At 73.5% G+C, this 14866-nt stretch carries 19 protein-coding genes; 10 read left to right on the top strand and 9 right to left on the bottom strand.

Going from position 1 to position 14866, the window contains the following annotated elements:
• Nucleotides 1–13 precede the first annotated feature (13 nt).
• From ACYVLJ_RS20125 to ACYVLJ_RS20085, 9 genes are read right to left on the bottom strand one after another with little or no spacing between them, the layout of a single operon-like run.
• Complete coding sequence (locus tag ACYVLJ_RS20125) at nt 14–1027, bottom strand: carboxylate-amine ligase (protein ID WP_460439793.1); 1014 nt, start codon at nt 1025–1027, stop codon at nt 14–16.
• Nucleotides 1028–1032: 5 nt separating this feature from the next.
• Nucleotides 1033–1542, bottom strand: a complete 510-nt coding sequence (locus tag ACYVLJ_RS20120; RefSeq protein ID WP_460439792.1) for a flavodoxin family protein — start codon at nt 1540–1542, stop codon at nt 1033–1035.
• An 11-nt stretch (nt 1543–1553) separates the two neighbouring features.
• The gene (locus ACYVLJ_RS20115) at nt 1554–1820 is read right to left on the bottom strand and encodes a DUF1876 domain-containing protein (protein WP_460439791.1); all 267 of its coding nucleotides are present in this window, start codon (nt 1818–1820) and stop codon (nt 1554–1556) included.
• Nucleotides 1821–1830: 10 nt separating this feature from the next.
• Nucleotides 1831–3453, bottom strand: a complete 1623-nt coding sequence (locus ACYVLJ_RS20110) for an NAD(P)-binding protein (protein ID WP_460439790.1) — start codon at nt 3451–3453, stop codon at nt 1831–1833.
• 1 nt (nt 3454) lies between these two features.
• On the bottom strand, nt 3455–4552 hold the full coding sequence (locus tag ACYVLJ_RS20105) for a thiamine pyrophosphate-dependent enzyme (RefSeq protein ID WP_460439789.1): 1098 nt from the start codon (nt 4550–4552) through the stop codon (nt 3455–3457).
• A gap of 4 nt (nt 4553–4556) precedes the next feature.
• On the bottom strand, nt 4557–5798 hold the full coding sequence (locus tag ACYVLJ_RS20100; RefSeq protein ID WP_460439788.1) for a transketolase C-terminal domain-containing protein: 1242 nt from the start codon (nt 5796–5798) through the stop codon (nt 4557–4559).
• Nucleotides 5782–6378: a 2-oxoacid:acceptor oxidoreductase family protein gene (locus ACYVLJ_RS20095; RefSeq protein ID WP_460439787.1), complete on the bottom strand. Its 597-nt coding sequence runs from the start codon at nt 6376–6378 to the stop codon at nt 5782–5784. The genes ACYVLJ_RS20100 and ACYVLJ_RS20095 overlap by 17 nt, the downstream gene beginning before the upstream one ends.
• The gene (locus ACYVLJ_RS20090; protein WP_460439786.1) at nt 6375–6794 is read right to left on the bottom strand and encodes a hypothetical protein; all 420 of its coding nucleotides are present in this window, start codon (nt 6792–6794) and stop codon (nt 6375–6377) included. Before ACYVLJ_RS20090 ends, ACYVLJ_RS20095 begins: the two co-directional genes overlap by 4 nt.
• Complete coding sequence (locus tag ACYVLJ_RS20085; RefSeq protein ID WP_460439785.1) at nt 6785–7267, bottom strand: class I fructose-bisphosphate aldolase; 483 nt, start codon at nt 7265–7267, stop codon at nt 6785–6787. The genes ACYVLJ_RS20090 and ACYVLJ_RS20085 overlap by 10 nt, the downstream gene beginning before the upstream one ends.
• A gap of 157 nt (nt 7268–7424) precedes the next feature.
• Between ACYVLJ_RS20085 and ACYVLJ_RS20080 the strand changes: the two genes are divergently transcribed.
• The 10 genes from ACYVLJ_RS20080 to ACYVLJ_RS20035 all read left to right on the top strand — a co-directional run bounded on the left by ACYVLJ_RS20080 (nt 7425) and on the right by ACYVLJ_RS20035 (nt 14835).
• The gene (locus ACYVLJ_RS20080) at nt 7425–7922 is read left to right on the top strand and encodes a cyclin family protein (RefSeq protein WP_460439784.1); all 498 of its coding nucleotides are present in this window, start codon (nt 7425–7427) and stop codon (nt 7920–7922) included.
• A 79-nt stretch (nt 7923–8001) separates the two neighbouring features.
• Nucleotides 8002–8436 (top strand): pyridoxamine 5'-phosphate oxidase family protein, encoded by a 435-nt coding sequence (locus ACYVLJ_RS20075; RefSeq protein ID WP_460439783.1) that lies wholly within the window; start codon nt 8002–8004, stop codon nt 8434–8436.
• Between the two features lie 41 nt (nt 8437–8477).
• Entirely contained in the window at nt 8478–8741 is a 264-nt protein-coding gene (locus tag ACYVLJ_RS20070) for a hypothetical protein (RefSeq protein ID WP_460439782.1), read from the top strand.
• Nucleotides 8742–8759: 18 nt separating this feature from the next.
• The gene (locus ACYVLJ_RS20065) at nt 8760–9452 is read left to right on the top strand and encodes a response regulator transcription factor (RefSeq protein WP_460439781.1); all 693 of its coding nucleotides are present in this window, start codon (nt 8760–8762) and stop codon (nt 9450–9452) included.
• Complete coding sequence (locus ACYVLJ_RS20060; protein WP_460439780.1) at nt 9449–10828, top strand: HAMP domain-containing sensor histidine kinase; 1380 nt, start codon at nt 9449–9451, stop codon at nt 10826–10828. The genes ACYVLJ_RS20065 and ACYVLJ_RS20060 overlap by 4 nt, the downstream gene beginning before the upstream one ends.
• A gap of 49 nt (nt 10829–10877) precedes the next feature.
• Nucleotides 10878–12260, top strand: coding sequence for a ferredoxin reductase family protein (locus ACYVLJ_RS20055; protein WP_460439779.1), 1383 nt, complete (start codon nt 10878–10880; stop codon nt 12258–12260).
• Between the two features lie 14 nt (nt 12261–12274).
• Nucleotides 12275–12748 carry an FMN-binding protein gene (locus ACYVLJ_RS20050; RefSeq protein ID WP_460439778.1) on the top strand — a complete coding sequence of 158 codons (474 nt, stop codon included), beginning with the start codon at nt 12275–12277 and terminating at the stop codon, nt 12746–12748.
• On the top strand, nt 12745–13479 hold the full coding sequence (locus tag ACYVLJ_RS20045) for an FAD:protein FMN transferase (protein WP_460439777.1): 735 nt from the start codon (nt 12745–12747) through the stop codon (nt 13477–13479). The genes ACYVLJ_RS20050 and ACYVLJ_RS20045 overlap by 4 nt, the downstream gene beginning before the upstream one ends.
• A 42-nt stretch (nt 13480–13521) precedes the next feature.
• The gene (locus tag ACYVLJ_RS20040; RefSeq protein WP_460439776.1) at nt 13522–14058 is read left to right on the top strand and encodes a DUF2231 domain-containing protein; all 537 of its coding nucleotides are present in this window, start codon (nt 13522–13524) and stop codon (nt 14056–14058) included.
• 309 nt (nt 14059–14367) lie between these two features.
• The gene (locus tag ACYVLJ_RS20035) at nt 14368–14835 is read left to right on the top strand and encodes a hypothetical protein (RefSeq protein WP_460439775.1); all 468 of its coding nucleotides are present in this window, start codon (nt 14368–14370) and stop codon (nt 14833–14835) included.
• Nucleotides 14836–14866: the final 31 nt, after the last annotated feature.

Genomic DNA, 14866 nt, shown 5'->3' with positions numbered 1-14866 from the left:
TCGGTACCCCGGGTCACCACGGACAGCCGGGCGGCGAACTCCGCCGGCGCCGTCCACAACGTCCGCTGCCGGGCCGCGCCGCCGCCCCGGGACCGCGGAGTGCGCACCAGCCCCGTCGCACCTCGTCGAGCTCTCCGGCGGCCTGCAAGGCCGGCCGGACGTACGCCAGCAGGCGTTCGGCCCCGGGAGCTTCCGGTCCGCACCGGGCGGCGGTGCGGAGGTCACCCGCGAGCGCCGCGTCGGACGGCTGGGGCGGCAACTCGCCCTCCAGTGCCGTGACGACGATCGCCCGCACCAGGCCCGCGAGGAGGACGGCGTCGGCGACGTCGAGGCACGTGTCGGCGATCCGCACCTCCACCGTCGGGTGCCGCGGCGAAAGCCGCGCGTAGAAGTACACGCCGCGAGCGTCGGGGGCGGCTCCGATCAGGATCGCCTCCGCGACCGCCGCGTCGTACTCGCCGATGTCGCGCCACGCGGCCGGCGGCCGGGCCGTCGGCCAGCGGGACCAGAGCGGGTACCGGGCACTCGCCCAGCCGGAATCGCGGCCGTCTGCGTACGGCGAGTTCGCGGTCAGCGCCAGGAGCACGCCGAGCCACGACCGCAGCCCGGCCAGCGCCCGGACCCCCGCCGCCCGCGACGGGATGCCGACGTGGACGTGGCAGGCGCAGGTCCCCGCGCCGTCGACCAGCGCCGGGAACCGGGCCGCGAGCCGCTCGTACCGCGCGTCGGCGGTGACCTGCGTGCTTCCGCCGAAGGGCGCCACGCCGGTGGCCACGGCGAGACACCCGGCGTGGCCGGCGGCTTCGCTCACCCGGCGCCGCAGCCGGGTCAGGTCCGTCCGGACCTCGTCGAGCGACCGGCAGACCCCCGTCAGGGTTTCGACCTGGAAGCGCAGGAACTCCGGCACCACACCGGGTTCGCCGCCGAGCACGTCGAGGACCCGCGGCGCCGCCGGCACGGCCAGCCCGGTCCGCGGGTCCAGCAGCACGAACTCCTCCTCCACGCCGATCGTCGGGGGATCCGCCACGGCCGTCAGGAGACGACGCGGCCCAGCGCCGCACCCCACGCCTCGGCCCGCTCCGCCTCACCGGGCTTCAGCCCGGTCTCTCCGGGCTCCGTCCCGACGAAGAAGCTCTCGGCGGGCAGCACGAGCAGGCACCCGCGCCGCCGCAGCCGTTTGGCCTCCCCGAGCGAAGCGGCCCCGGTGAGCACGCGCGCCTTCTCGATCCGGGTGTCGAAGGTCGCCGCCGGCAGCTTGGCCGGCACGGCTTCGAGGGAGTCCAGCCACTCGCGCACGCCGGTTCTCGAGCGGGTCGGCCCGGCGGACTGGTCCGCGGCCGCCTTGCGCGTCGACGCGCGGCTCATGCTGTGCACGTGCGTCGGGCCGCCGACGACGAGCAGGTCGACGCCCGTCAGGTCCCGAGGCGCTTTGTCGACGTTGACCACCTCGACGGGCGCGGACAGGGCCAGCCCCTTGCCGATGGCCTCGGCCAGCTCCTCGGTGGCGCCGAACATCGATTCGAAGACGACGAGGATCCGCATGTCCGCTCCTCTCAGTGGTTCAGCCGGACCGGCTTGCGGGTGAGCGCTTCGATGTCGCCGGCCGCGGAGTCCAGCAGGTGGTGGGCCAGATCGCTCAGCGCGCGCGACGCGGCGAGCTCGTCGCCGATCTCGGGCACGTCGTGGTCGACGGGGTTGAGCCGGGCGGTCCCGGTTCCGGTCAGCTGCGTGTCGTCGGCCGTGTGCAGCCGGGCGGTCGCCCGGGTCTGGCCGTCGTTCTCGTCGATGTGCACTTCGACGTGCCACCGCTTTTCCCGCATGGCTTCCTCCTCAGGTTTCCTCGGGCACCATTTCGATGGCGCCGCACGGGCATTCGGCGACGCAGATCCCGCAGCCCTTGCAGTAGTCGAGGTCGATCGCGTACCCCTCCCCCGCATCGAGCTTGAGCACCGCGTTGTCCGGGCAGACGCCGTAGCAGTTGTCGCATTCGAAGCAGTTGCCGCAGGACAGGCAGCGGCGCGCTTCGAACAGGGCCGTCGACGCGTCCAGCCCGCCCTTGATCTCGTCGAACGTGGACACCCGCCGGGACAGGTCGAGGTGCGGGCGGACGGTCCGGTCGGCGTCGCTGTAGTACCAGGTGTTGAGGTCGTCGAAGGTCGCCTCGCGCCGCGCGGGCGGTGCCGGGGCGACGGCGCCGCGCAGCCAGGCGTCGATCTCGCGGGCCGCCTTCGCGCCGTGTCCTACCGCGACCGTCGCGGTCCGGCCCGAGGGCACCATGTCGCCGCCGGCGAAGATCCCGGGATGCCCGGTCATCATGCCGGGCCCGACGCGCACGACACCGTCGTCGTGGTCGACGTCCGGCAGGGTGTCCACAAGGGACAGATCGGTGTCCTGGCCGAGCGCGAGCACGACGCTGTCCGCCGCGAGCCGTTCGAACTCGCCGGTCGGCTGGGGGAACCCGGAATCGTCGAGCCGCATCTTCTGCACGGTGATGCCCTCGCCGTCGATCTCGCTGATCGTCGACAGCCATCGCATCGAGACGCCCTCTTCGACCGCCTCGGCGACTTCGGACTCGTGCGCGGGCATCTGCGCCCGGGTCCGCCGGTAGACCACCACGGGGTCGGTGGCACCCAGCCGCATCGCCGTGCGCGCGGCGTCCATCGCCGTGTTGCCGCCGCCGTAGACGGCGACCCGGCGGCCGAGCAGCGGCTTCTCCCCGCTTTCCATGCCGTGCAACAGGGACACCGCGTCGAGCACCCGGGCGGTGTCGCCGGCCGGGATGTAGGCCCGCTTGCCGACCTGGGCGCCGACGGCGAGGAACACCGCGTCGAAGCCGGCCTTCGCGGCCACGACGTCGGTCACGCGGCTGTTCTGTTCGAAGACGACACCCATGTCCCGGATCCGGCCGATCTCGGCGTCGATCACGTCCCGCGGCAGCCGGTAGCGCGGGATGCCGTAGCGCATCATCCCGCCGGGCGCGGCCTCCGCGTCCCGCACCGTGACGGCGTGCCCGAGCCGGGCCAGGTGGTAGGCGGCCGACAGCCCGGCCGGCCCGGCGCCGACGACGAGGACCCGCTTGCCCGACGGCGGCGCGACCGGGACCGTCCAGCCTTGCTTGATCGCTTCGTCGCCGAGGAACCGCTCGACCGAGTTGATCCCGACGGCTTCGTCCAGCTGGCCGCGGTTGCACGCGCTCTCGCACGGCCGGTAGCAGATCCGGCCGAGGATCGCGGGCAGCGGGCTGTCGGCCATGATGCCCCGCCACGCCGTCTCGTAGTCCCCGGATTCCGCGTGGTAGAGCCACTTCTGGATGTCCTGCCCGGCCGGGCAGGCCTGGTTGCACGGCGGCAGCAGGTCGACGTAGACCGGCCGTTCGGTGCGCCACGCGCCGGTCTTGTTCGCCCGGCTCGAGCCGACGTCGAGGGTGATCGCGAACGGCTTCTCGTGCGTCATCTCAGGCCTCCCCGAGCAGGTCGAACCGGCGGATGGTGCGATCCGCGAGCGCCTGAATCCGCTCGATCACCTCGGTGCGCGGCGGGTCGCCGAACAGGTGCGCGTACCGCGTCTGCAGGCGCAGGTAGTCCTCGACCGGCACCCGGTGGCGGATCTTCGACGTCGCGACGATCTCGCCGGCTTCCGCTTCGAACACCGGGAAGATCCCCGTTTCCTCGGCCAGGCGGGCGATCCGGATCGTGTCGTGCGAAGCGCTCCCCCAGCCGAGCGGGCACGGCACCAGCACGTGCAGGTAGCGCGCGCCGCGGAACTCCATGGCCCGCGTCACTTTCGCTTCGAGGTCGCGCAGGTCGGCGACGGTCGCCGTGGCCACGTAGGGGATCTCGTGCGCCAGCGCGATCATCGGCACGTTCTTGCCCTGCCCGGCCACCGCGCCGGGCTCCGGCCCGAACGCGGGTGTGGTCGCCGTGCGCGCGGCCATCGGCGTCGCCCCGGACCGCTGGACGCCGGTGTTCATGTACGCCTCGTTGTCGTAGCAGACGTAGAGCACGTCGTCGTTCCGCTCGAACATCCCGGACAGGCAGGCGAAGCCGATGTCGACGGTGCCGCCGTCGCCGCCCTGGCCGACCACGCGCACGTCGGTGCGGCCCTTGGCCTTCATCGCCGCCGCGACCCCGGTCGCGACCGCGGGCGCGTTGCCGAACAACGAGTGCAGCCACGGGATCCGCCACGACGTCTCGGGGTACGGCGTCGAGAAGACCTCCAGGCAGCCGGTCGCGTTGACCGCCACCATCCGGCCCCCGGTCGCGCGCATCGCCGCGTCGAGCGCGTACCGCGCGCCCAGTGCCTCGCCGCAGCCCTGGCAGGCGCGGTGCCCGCAGTCGATCGAGTTGATCCGTTCCCGGTCGGACTGGACGCTGCGCTGGTCTTCGCCGAGCAGCCGGCCGCCGACCGCGAAGCTGCCCGTCTGGTAGAACTTGATCGGCGTCGCTGCCGCGTTACCGGTCCGTCCGAAAGCAGGCGGAAACGGTCCGCGGCCGGTCTGCGCGAGGTGCGGGTTTCCGCCGTGACTGCCGGTGGGATCGGTAAGTTTCGACACAGCGTCACCCGATTCGCGAGGCGACCGCACCGAGGTCGCGGAGGATGTTCTCGGCCGTCGGCCCCGACCGGCGCGCCGCCGCGAGCCGAGCCAGCTCCCGGTCGATCAGCGAGCGGTCGAGATCCAAGAAGCTCAGCGGCGGCAACCGGTCCGCGGCCCGCAGCATCGCGGCGAGGGACTTCTTCGTGATCGCGCGGCCGCCGAGGCCCGCGATCACCGCGTGGACTTCGGCCGCCGGCGCCGCCATCACGACGTTCTGCGTGGCGATGCCGCCGACCCCCGGCTCGAAAGCCCGCTCCAGCACGACGACGCGCCGCGCGTGACCGAGCGCCGCGCGCACGGCGGCGGCGGGGAACGGCCGGAAGCACGTCAAGCCCAGCACCCCGACGCGCAGGCCATCCTCGCGCAAGTCGTCGACGGTGTCCTTGAGCGTGCCCAGCACCGAGCCGAGCGCGACGACGATCGTGTCGGCGTCTTCGGTGCGGTACGAGCGGGTCAGCCCGCCGGAGTTGCGGCCGAACGCCTCGGCGAAGCGGTCCGCGACGTCGGGGACGACGTCGAGCGCCGCCATGAGCCGCGCGTGCGCGAGGTAGCGCACCTCGGTGAAGGCTTCGGGCCCGACCATCGCCCCGATCGACGACGGCGCGGCGGGGTCGAGCACCTGCCGCGGTTCGTAGGGCGGCAGGAACGCGTCGACCTCGGGCTGCCCGGGCAGGTCGACCGGTTCCCAGGCGTGGGTCAGCACGAAGCCGTCCATGCACACCATCACCGGCGTGGACAGCTCTTCGGCGATCCGGAACGCCTGGACGTGCAGGTCGGCGGCTTCCTGGTTGGTCTCGGCGTAGAGCTGGATCCAGCCGGCGTCGCGCAGGGCCATGCTGTCGCTCTGGTCGTTCCAGATGTTGATCGGCGCACCGATCGCCCGGTTGGCCACCGTCATCACGATCGGCAGGCCCAGGCCGGAGGCGTTGAAGACCGCCTCGGTCATGTAGAGCAGGCCCTGGCTGGCGGTCGCGGTGTAGGCCCGCGCTCCGGCGGCCGAGGCGCCGATGGCCACCGACATCGCGGCGAACTCCGACTCGACGTTGACGAACTCGCACGGCGTGAGCGAGCCGGACTTCACCAGCTCCGCCAGGCCTTCGACGATGTGGGTCTGCGGCGAGATCGGGTACGCGCAGACGACCTCCGGACGGCAGCGCGCGACCGCTTCGGCGACCGCGCGGGACCCTTCAATCTGCCTGAGCACCGGCCAGCTCCTCCCGTTCGGCGCGGACGAACTCGTAGGCGACGGTCGCCGCGGCGAGGTTGCCTTCGGCGGCCGGGCCGTGGAACCGGCCCGAAATCGCCGACAGCACGCTCTTGAGCCCGACGACGCCGGTCAGCGCGGCGAACCCGCCGAGCAGCGCGGCGTTTGGCACCGGGCGGCCGAGGTGCTCGCGGGCGAGTTCGGTCGCCGGGACGACGAGCAGCCGCTCCGGCCGGAACCCGCTCACGAACTCGCCGAGGCCCAGCTCGCCGAACCCGTGCGCGGAATTGATGAGCAGGCAGCCCTCGGGACCGAAGCCCTCGAAGACGTTCACCTGGTGCAGCAGCGTGGCGTCCTGGACGATCAGCGCGTCCGGCGCGACGATCGGTTCCCGCGTGCGGATCGGGCCGTCGGAGATCCGGCAGAACGCCACCACGGGCGCCCCCGTGCGTTCCGAGCCGAAGCTGGGGAACGCCTGCGCGTGCCGGCCTTCGGTGAAGGCGGCCACCGACAGCAGTTCGGCCGCGGTCACCACGCCCTGACCGCCGCGGCCGTGGATGCGGACCTCGAAGGTGCTCATGCGCTCGCGTACTTCGCGAGGATGTCCTGCAGGGCGGCGACGAACCGCAGGGACTCGTCGTGGTCGCGCTGCCAGACGTTGCGCCCGAAGATCAGCCCGGTCGCCCCGGCCTCCATCGACTCGCGGGCCTTCTCCAGCATCGCGTCGTCACCGGCCCTGCCGCCGCCCGAGACCAGCAGCAGGGTGCGCCCGGCCGACCGCACGACCGCGTCGATCGCGCGCTGGGTGGTCATTTCCTGGGCGTAGACCCCGGGGACGTTGTCGATCTTCGCCGGGTGCGGGAAGTTGACCTTGACCACGTCGGCGCCGAGCTCGGACGCCGTGCGCGCGGCGTAGTCGACGGCGTAGAACGAGTCGCGCCCGCCCTTCGCTTCGATGGCCGAACCGCGGGGGTAGGCCCAGACGATCAGCGGCATGCCGAGGCGGTGCGCGTCGTCCCGGACCCGGCGCAGCTGCGCGAAGTCCTGTTCCTGCGCCGGAGTCCGACGTAGAGCGTGTAGCCGACGGCGTCCGCGCCCAGGCGCACCGCGTCCTCGACGCTGCCGTGCAGCGGCGACAACGCTTCGGCGTCGGAGGGGATCTCGGTCTTGCCGTTGAGCTTCAGCACCAGCGGCACCTCGCCGGCGTAGTCCCAGTAGAACTTCTCGGCCAGCCCGATCTGGAGCACGACCCCGTTGAAGCCGCCCTCGAGCGCGAGCTTGAGAACGTACTTGGGGTCGCCTGCGGCCGGGTTGGCGAAGAAGTCGCGGGGCCCGTGCTCCAGGCCCTGGTCGTAGGGCAGGAAGAACGCGGTGCCGTTGCGCAGGCCGTGCTGGTGCAGGATGCGGTGCAGCCGCGCCTTCTTGCCGGTGTTCAGCCCGAGCTCGGCCAGCGGGGGACGGTGCGTCATGACGGCCTCCGAGTCGCTGATGCGTGGTGCGCCCAGCAAATCGCGGCGCCCGGGCCACCACCGCTGGCGAACGCCACCGGCACCGGGGCCCTCGGTCACCGGCGGGTGGGACCATCGGCTCTCCCCCGCGCGCCCGCCGCCGGTGACACTTCGCCGAATGAAGGTCGACGAACTGCTCGCGAAGGCGAAGGACGGGCTGGAGACCAAGCTGGTCTACGGCGAGCCGTACGAGGTCGACGGGGTGACGGTGATCGTCGCGTCGTCCGTCGGCACGGGCGGCGGTGGCGGGGACGGCCGCGACGAAAACGGCCGCTCCGGCGAAGGCGGCGGGTTCGGGCTGTCGGCGAAACCGGTCGGGGCCTACGTCATCAAGGACGGCAAACTCCGCTGGGAACCGGCGATCGATGTCAACCGCCTCCTGGCGACCCTCGGCGCGATCGCCGTCGCGGCGCTCTTCGTGGCGACGCGGCTGGCGAAGTTCAAGTACCGCGCGCAGCACGGGCGGAGGATTCCGTGGATCGCACGCGAGAACGGCTCACGCCGCGTCCGGGGTTCGTCGCAGAAACCCGGGACGACCGCGCCGTCGGATCGGCGGCGCGGACCAGGGGCGCGGCCCGCCGGATGGCCCGGTGACTTCCGTCCCGCCGGCGGGTGACGTCCTCCTCTAAGCCCTTCGCGTGGCACGAGCCGAGAGTTTCCTTGTCAGCACGGAGTCCGAGACCGGGGAACGATCAGTGGGCACAGCGGAACTGCACGCGTTGGGCCCCGGCAGCTGCCGGGCCCTGCTGGCTTCCGTGCCGCTCGGCAGGCTCGGTTTCGTCCGCGAGGGGCGGCCGGCGATCCGGCCGGTCAACTTCACCGTCGCCGGCGACGTGATCTGGCTGCGGGCGGGCCGCGGCTCCTGGGCCGACCGGCTCGACGGGCAGCCGGTCACCTTCGAAGCCGACGCCTACGACGCGGCCGGGCACAGCGGCTGGAGCGTGATCGTGACCGGGGTCGCCACCCTGACCACGGACGTCGAAACGGTGGTCGCGCAGCTCGGCGCCGGGCTGCGGTCCTGGGCTCCGCCGCCGCGGGACCGGCTCCTGAGGATCAGCGTCGACCGGATCGAGGGGCGGCGGCTCACCCCCGGCCCGGCACCTGACGCCGCCGGAACGGGATCGCCATGACGAGACAGTCCCTTCGCCACCGCGGCTCCCTCGCAGGTGTCGTGACGGCCTCGGCCCTGCTGCTGACGGCCTGCGCCCCGGGCGGGAACACCTTCGCCGCCACGACCGCCGAGCCGGGCTTCTGGCTCGGGCTGTGGCACGGGTTCATCTGCCCGATCACCTTCCTGGTCTCGTTGTTCAACGAGCACGTCGGCGTCTACGAGGTGCACAACGACGGCCACTGGTACGACTTCGGTTTCGTGCTCGGCATCGTCATCGCCGCGAGCGTCTTCCACAGCCCGACCTACGCCCGGCGCAGGCGGTAGTCCCGCCGCGCGGGCATGATGGCGGCCATGCCGCACCACGTCCTGCTCGCCGACGACGACCGCGCCATCCGCGAATCGCTCGTGCGGGCCCTCGACCTCGAGGGCTACGTCGTCACCGAGGTCACCGACGGGGTCAGCGCACTGGCCACCGCCCGGCGCGAAGACTTCGACGTGCTGATCCTCGACGTCATGATGCCCGGCGTCGACGGCCTCGGCGTGTGCCGCGTGCTGCGCGCCGAAGGCGACCCCACCCCGATCCTGATGCTGACCGCCCGGGTCGAGACGCCCGATCGGGTGGCCGGGCTGGACGCCGGCGCCGACGACTACCTGCCCAAGCCGTTCGAGCTCGACGAGCTCCTCGCGCGGCTGCGGGCCCTGCTGCGCCGCACGTCGGCCGAGCCGGAAGCGCGGCGCCCGCTGCGCCTCGGCGAACTCGCCGTCGACCCGGCGGCACGGCGCGTGTGGTGGCAGGGCACCGAAATCACCCTGTCGAAGACCGAGTTCGACCTGTTGGAGCTGCTCGTCCGCAATGCCGGGATCGTCCTCGACCGCGCCACGATCTACCAGCGCATCTGGGGCTACGAGTTCGGCGCGGACTCGAAGAACCTGGCCGTCTACATCGGCTACCTGCGGCGCAAGCTCGAGCAGGCCGGGGCCACCGAGCTGATCCACACCGTGCGCGGCGTGGGCTATTCGGTGCGGCCGGCATGAACCTGCGCAGCAAGCTCGCGATCGCGTTCGCCGGGGTCGGCGCGGCGGCGGCGATCCTCGTCGGCGTGCTGAGCTACCAGGCCGCGTCGGAGCGGATCAACGCCGAGCTCGACCGGTCGCTGCTCACGACGTCGGCGGAGGTCGCGGCCGGGGCGACGCAGGTGCTCGCCCCGAGCCCGGTGACCCGCGGCCCGGACGACGACGACCACGACGAAGCCCAGCCGATGGTGGCGCAGTCCCTCGCCGCGGACGGGACGGTCCGCCCGATCGGCGGCCGCCCGGTCCGCCTGCCCGTCGACGACGAGGACCGGGCCCTCGCCGCCGGCGGCACCCTCGGCCCCCACCGCTACTGGAACTACACCTCCGGCCGGGACGACTACCGCGCGATCACGGTGGCCCTGGGCCCCGGGCGCGGCGCCGTCCAGCTCGGCATCGACGTCGACGAGTCCCGGAACGTGCTGAGCGGCCTCGCCACCCGCATCACCGGCGTCAGCGCGCTCGTCCTGGTCGTCGCGGCCCTGGCCGGCTGGCTGCTGGCCCGGCAGATCACCCGGCGGCTGGTCCGGCTCACCGACGTCACCGAGCAGGTCAGCGAAGGCCGCCTCGACGACGTCGCCGTGCCCACCGGCGGCCGCGACGAGGTCGGCCGGCTGGTGACGTCGTTCGACCGGATGCTCGGCCGCCTCGCCGACGCCCGCGCCGACCAGGAACGCCTGGTCCAGGACGCCGCCCACGAGCTGCGGACCCCACTGACGAGCCTGCGCACGAACGCCAGCGTGCTGCGCCGGTTCGCCGAGCTCGGGCCCGAGGCCCGAGGCCGCCTGCTCGACGACGTGGACGGCGAGACCCGCGAGCTGACCCACCTGGTCGACGAGCTCGTCGAACTGGCCACCCGCCGCTACGAGGCCGACGAGCCGACGCCGGTCGGGCTGGGCGAGCTCGTCGAGCGTGCCGCCGACCGCGTCCGGCGCCGGTCCGGGCGCACCATCACGGTCACCTCCGACGCGTCGGTGGTGACCGGCCAGGCGAAAGCACTGGACCGCGCGGTGGCGAACCTGCTGGAAAACGCCGTGAAGTTCGCCCCGGACGGCCCGATCGAGGTCGACGTCCGCGACGGCCGGGTCCAGGTGCTGGACCGCGGCCCCGGCATCGGCGACGAGGACGCGGTCCGGGTGTTCGACCGCTTCCACCGCGCGGACGGCGCGCGCGGGCTGCCCGGTTCGGGACTGGGGCTGGCCATCGTGCGCGACATCGCCCTGGCGCACGGTGGGGCGGTGTTCGCCGAGCCGCGCCCGGGCGGTGGCGCTGTGGTCGGGTTCACCGTCGGCGCCGATCAGCTCTTACCGGTTTCTCACCCTGGTCACGTCGACGGCTAACCGGGCTCCGGGAGGGTGGATCGAGAAGATCACTCCGAGGAGCCCGTCGATGTCCACCGCTTTCGCCACCCGCCGCGTGGCTCCCCCCGCGGTCCGCGCCTGGTGGCGGGACGCCGCGGGCCTGACGGCCTGGCTGAGCGTGCTGTTCGTGGTCGCCCTCTGGGTGTCCGGGCGCGGCCTGCAGGACCTCGGCACCGACTTCTTCACCTCGACGGGACGGCTGACCGGGTTGCTGTCGGCCGACCTCCTGCTGCTGCAGCTGCTGCTCATGGCGCGGATCCCCTGGGTGGAGCGCAGCTACGGGCAGGACGACCTGGCCCGCCGGCACCGGCTGGTGGGGTTCACCTCGATCACCCTGCTCGCCGCCCACATCGTGCTCATCACCCTCGGCTACGCGGCGACCGACCGCTCCGGCGTCCTCGGCGAGCTCTGGCTGCTGGTGACGACCTACCCGGGCATGCTCCTGGCGGCCGCCGGGACCGCCGCGCTGGGCCTGGTCGCGGCGACGTCGGTGCGCGCGGCGAGGCGGCGGCTGCGCTACGAGTCGTGGCACCTGCTGCACCTCTACGCCTACCTCGGCGCCGGGCTCGCGTTGCCGCACCAGCTGTGGACCGGTGCGGACTTCACCGCTTCGCCGGTGGCCACGGCCTTCTGGTGGACCGCGTACGCCACGGCGGCGGGTGCGGTGCTCGTGTTCCGCGCCGGGCTGCCGGTGTGGCTCAACCTGCGGCACCGGCTGGTCGTCGAGCAGGTCGTGCGCGAGGGCCGCGGAGTCGTCTCGGTGTACCTGCGGGGCCGGGACCTCGGCCGGCTGCCCGTGACGGCGGGCCAGTTCTTCGTCTGGCGGTTCGTGTCCGGGCCGGGCTGGACGCGCGGCAAGCCGTTTTCCCTCTCGGCCGCCCCGGACGGGCACCGGCTGCGGATCACGGCGAAGGACCTCGGACCCGGCAGCCGCCGGCTCGCCACGCTGCGGCCGGGCACGCGGGCGCTGTTCGAAGGCCCGTACGGCCGGCTGACCGGAACCGTCCGAAAAGGACGGAAGGTCGCGCTGTTCGCCTCCGGGATCGGGGTCACGCCCCTGCGCGCGCTGCTCGACGAACTCCCGTACCGGCCCGGGGAAGCGGTGCTGTTCCAGCGCGCCGGCCGCCCGGCGGACCTGCTGTTCCGGCGCGAGCTCGAGGACCTGGCCGCCCGGCGCGGGGTGCGGATCCACTACCTGCTCGGCCGGCGCTCCCGCGACCGCGCGTCGTGGCTGCCCGCCGGCTACGCCCCGGTGCCCGACGACGTCGTGCTGCGCCACCTCGTGCCCGACATCGCCGACCACGACGTCTACGTCTGCGGCCCCGACGCCTGGACCGGCGCCGTGCTCGACGCCGCGCGCCGCGCCGGCGTCCCCGCCGACCGCGTCCACGCCGAGCGGTTCGCCTGGTAGGAAAGGACTTCCCGATGCGCAGGATCGCCATCGCCGTCGCCGCGACGGTCTCGGTCGTCGTGCTGCTGTTCAGCTACCGCACCAGCACCGACCAGGCCCCGGTCGCCGCCGGCCGCCCGCTCGGCCGGCCGCAGCCGACCCACACCGCGACTCCCCCGGCCCCGGCCCCGGCTTCGCCCGGTGCCACCACGCCCGGTGCCACCACGAGCGGGGGCGGGACGTTCACCGGCGACGCCGCGGACACCCGCTACGGGCCGGTCCAGGTGCAGATCACCGTCGCGGGCGGCCGGATCACCGACGCGCAGGCCGTCCAGTACCCGCAGGAAAGCAGCCGCGACGTCCGGATCAACTCCGACGCCGTGCCGGCGCTGAACCAGGAGGTGCTGCAGGCCCAGAGCGCGCAGATCGACGCCGTCAGCGGCGCCACCTACACCTCCGAGGGCTACCAGCAGTCGCTGCAGTCGGCGCTCGACCAGGCCCACCGGTGAGCACCACGCACCGCCGCTCCTGGACGCGGGCCGTCATGGGCACCCAGGCCAGCCTGCACCTGCGCGGCCCGCGCCTCCACTGCGATCCCGCGGTGGCTCCCGCCGTGGCCGGCGCGTTCGGGCATCTCCGGGCCGCCGACGAGCTGTTCAGCACGTATCGCGCGGACAGCCAGGTGAGCGCGCTGCGCCGCGGTGAACTCCCGCGCGACCAGTGGCACCCGTGGCTCGCCGAAGTCGTCGAGCTCTGCGAAGAGGCCCGGGAGCGGACCGACGGCTACTTCGATGCCTGGCTGCCCGGCGGCTTCGACCCGTCCGGCCTCGTCAAGGGCTGGGCGACGGAGCAGGCCGCCGCGCACCTCGGCCGCCTGCGCGGCTTCGCCCACTACCTCAACGTGGGTGGCGACATCGTCGCCCGGGTCACTCCCTCGGCCGGCCCGCCCTGGCGCGTCGGCGTGGCGGACCCGGCCGACGCGACGGAGTTGCTGGCCATCCTCGACCTGCGCGCCGGCGGCGTCGCCACGTCCGGCACGGCGGCTCGCGGCGCGCACATCGTCGACCCGCACACCGGCACCCATCCCGCCGGGCTGCTCGCCGTCACGGTCACGGGCCCCACCCTGCTGTGGGCCGACGTGTTCGCCACGGCCGCGTTCGCGCGCGGCGGGGACGTCGAACGCTGGGTCTCCGCCCGCGCGCCCGGCTACGAGGTCGCCGCGCTCGCCCGCGCCCCGTGACGACGGCCCCGCCCCGGCCCCGCCCCCTCCACGAAGGACACCATGACCACCGTCAACGGCCTGCCCGCGCACGTCCTGCTCGTCCACGCGATCGTCGTCCTGCTTCCTCTGGCCGCGCTGCTGCTGGTGCTCAGCGCCCTGTGGCCCGCCGCGCGCGCCAAGCTCGCCGGCCCGAACGCGATCCTGTCCGTCCTCGTCGTAGTGCTGGTCCCGATCACCACCGACGCCGGCGAGTGGCTGGAACGCCGCGTCGCCCGGACGCCGCAGCTGCGGACGCACACCGAACTCGGCGACACCGCGCTGTGGGTCGCGATCCCGGTGGCCTTGCTCGCGCTCTTGGTGTGGTGGCGGCGCCGCGAAACCCTCCGGGCGCAGGCAGCCGACACGACCGAGGCGACGGGCCGGCGGACCTACCTCGGCCCGGCTTCGACGGCGGTCACCGTGGTGCTTTCGGTGCTCTCGATCGCGGCCGCGGGTGCGGCGTTCTACGACGTCTACCGCATCGGCGACTCCGGCGCCCAGGCCAGCTGGCAGGGCCAGTTCAGGTCCACCCCCGCGCCGGGCGGCGACGGCGGCTGACCCCCGTCCGGAGTCTCGGCCGAGGATTCCGCACCGAGCGGGACACGAACACCGATCGCCGGTTTCGCGGCACCGCACGGCTTCGAAATCCGCGGCCGGGACATCGGCGAGCACAGCGCGCCGACCAGGGCATTCAGTCCGTTCGCACTGGCCACGACGCTGTCGAACGCCTAGAGTTGACGGGTTCGGCGAGGCGTCCCCGTGGCGAGGGCGCCCGGCCTGGCCGGCAGGTGGCGAACCGCCCCGGTCCCGGCAGCTCAGACATCTCCGACACGAATACCGGTCCTTGGCGAGAAACCGGAGAAGACGATGTCGCGTTCCCCCGAGCGGCGCCCGAGCCGGGCGCCGCGGCAGTCGGCCTGCGCCCACTGCGGGCAGCCGGTGCCCGCCGGCGCGGCGCGGATGGCGCTGGTGCCCGATTCCTCGATGGTCGACTCCGGCGATCTCGGCCGGCACGGGCAACGGGTGGTGATCGCCTGCAGCGACGACCACCTGTCGGCCCTGATCGACCGGGCCCGGCTCGCTTGGGTGGACGAGGAATGGTGGTTCGGGCTGCTGTGGGAAGCCAGCGCACGCCCGGAGATGCGCGACGCGCCGCTGGCCCGGGTCGGTGCACGTGCCCGGCTTTCGGCGCGCCAGGTCGATGCGGCCCTCGACTGGAACACCCGCCGCACGCAACCGCGCAGCTTCCTCCCGGGCGGGCAGTTCCTGCTGCCCAGGCAGCGCGACCGCGCGACCGGCGAATGCGCGGCGAAGCAGGGGGAAGAACAGCGCTGAAGCGGCGCTGCCGCGACCCCGAGCCCGCAGC

Source organism: Amycolatopsis stemonae (assembly GCF_054781455.1).
The sequence above is the reverse complement of the archived record's forward strand: the minus strand, read 5'-3'. Positions and strand labels throughout refer to the sequence as shown.

What these genes read in the sequence shown, in the direction of transcription:
- ACYVLJ_RS20120 (WP_460439792.1), bottom strand. Translation starts at nt 1,542, where the DNA reads ATGCGGATCCTCGTCGTCTTCGAATCGATGTTCGGCGCCACCGAGGAG.
- ACYVLJ_RS20115 (WP_460439791.1), bottom strand. Translation starts at nt 1,820, where the DNA reads ATGCGGGAAAAGCGGTGGCACGTCGAAGTGCACATCGACGAGAACGAC.
- ACYVLJ_RS20110 (WP_460439790.1), bottom strand. Translation starts at nt 3,453, where the DNA reads ATGACGCACGAGAAGCCGTTCGCGATCACCCTCGACGTCGGCTCGAGC.
- ACYVLJ_RS20095 (WP_460439787.1), bottom strand. Translation starts at nt 6,378, where the DNA reads ATGAGCACCTTCGAGGTCCGCATCCACGGCCGCGGCGGTCAGGGCGTG.
- ACYVLJ_RS20090 (WP_460439786.1), bottom strand. Translation starts at nt 6,794, where the DNA reads ATGCCGCTGATCGTCTGGGCCTACCCCCGCGGTTCGGCCATCGAAGCG.
- ACYVLJ_RS20085 (WP_460439785.1), bottom strand. Translation starts at nt 7,267, where the DNA reads ATGACGCACCGTCCCCCGCTGGCCGAGCTCGGGCTGAACACCGGCAAG.
- ACYVLJ_RS20080 (WP_460439784.1), top strand. Translation starts at nt 7,425, where the DNA reads ATGAAGGTCGACGAACTGCTCGCGAAGGCGAAGGACGGGCTGGAGACC.
- ACYVLJ_RS20065 (WP_460439781.1), top strand. Translation starts at nt 8,760, where the DNA reads ATGGCGGCCATGCCGCACCACGTCCTGCTCGCCGACGACGACCGCGCC.
- ACYVLJ_RS20060 (WP_460439780.1), top strand. Translation starts at nt 9,449, where the DNA reads ATGAACCTGCGCAGCAAGCTCGCGATCGCGTTCGCCGGGGTCGGCGCG.
- ACYVLJ_RS20055 (WP_460439779.1), top strand. Translation starts at nt 10,878, where the DNA reads ATGTCCACCGCTTTCGCCACCCGCCGCGTGGCTCCCCCCGCGGTCCGC.
- ACYVLJ_RS20050 (WP_460439778.1), top strand. Translation starts at nt 12,275, where the DNA reads ATGCGCAGGATCGCCATCGCCGTCGCCGCGACGGTCTCGGTCGTCGTG.
- ACYVLJ_RS20040 (WP_460439776.1), top strand. Translation starts at nt 13,522, where the DNA reads ATGACCACCGTCAACGGCCTGCCCGCGCACGTCCTGCTCGTCCACGCG.
- ACYVLJ_RS20035 (WP_460439775.1), top strand. Translation starts at nt 14,368, where the DNA reads ATGTCGCGTTCCCCCGAGCGGCGCCCGAGCCGGGCGCCGCGGCAGTCG.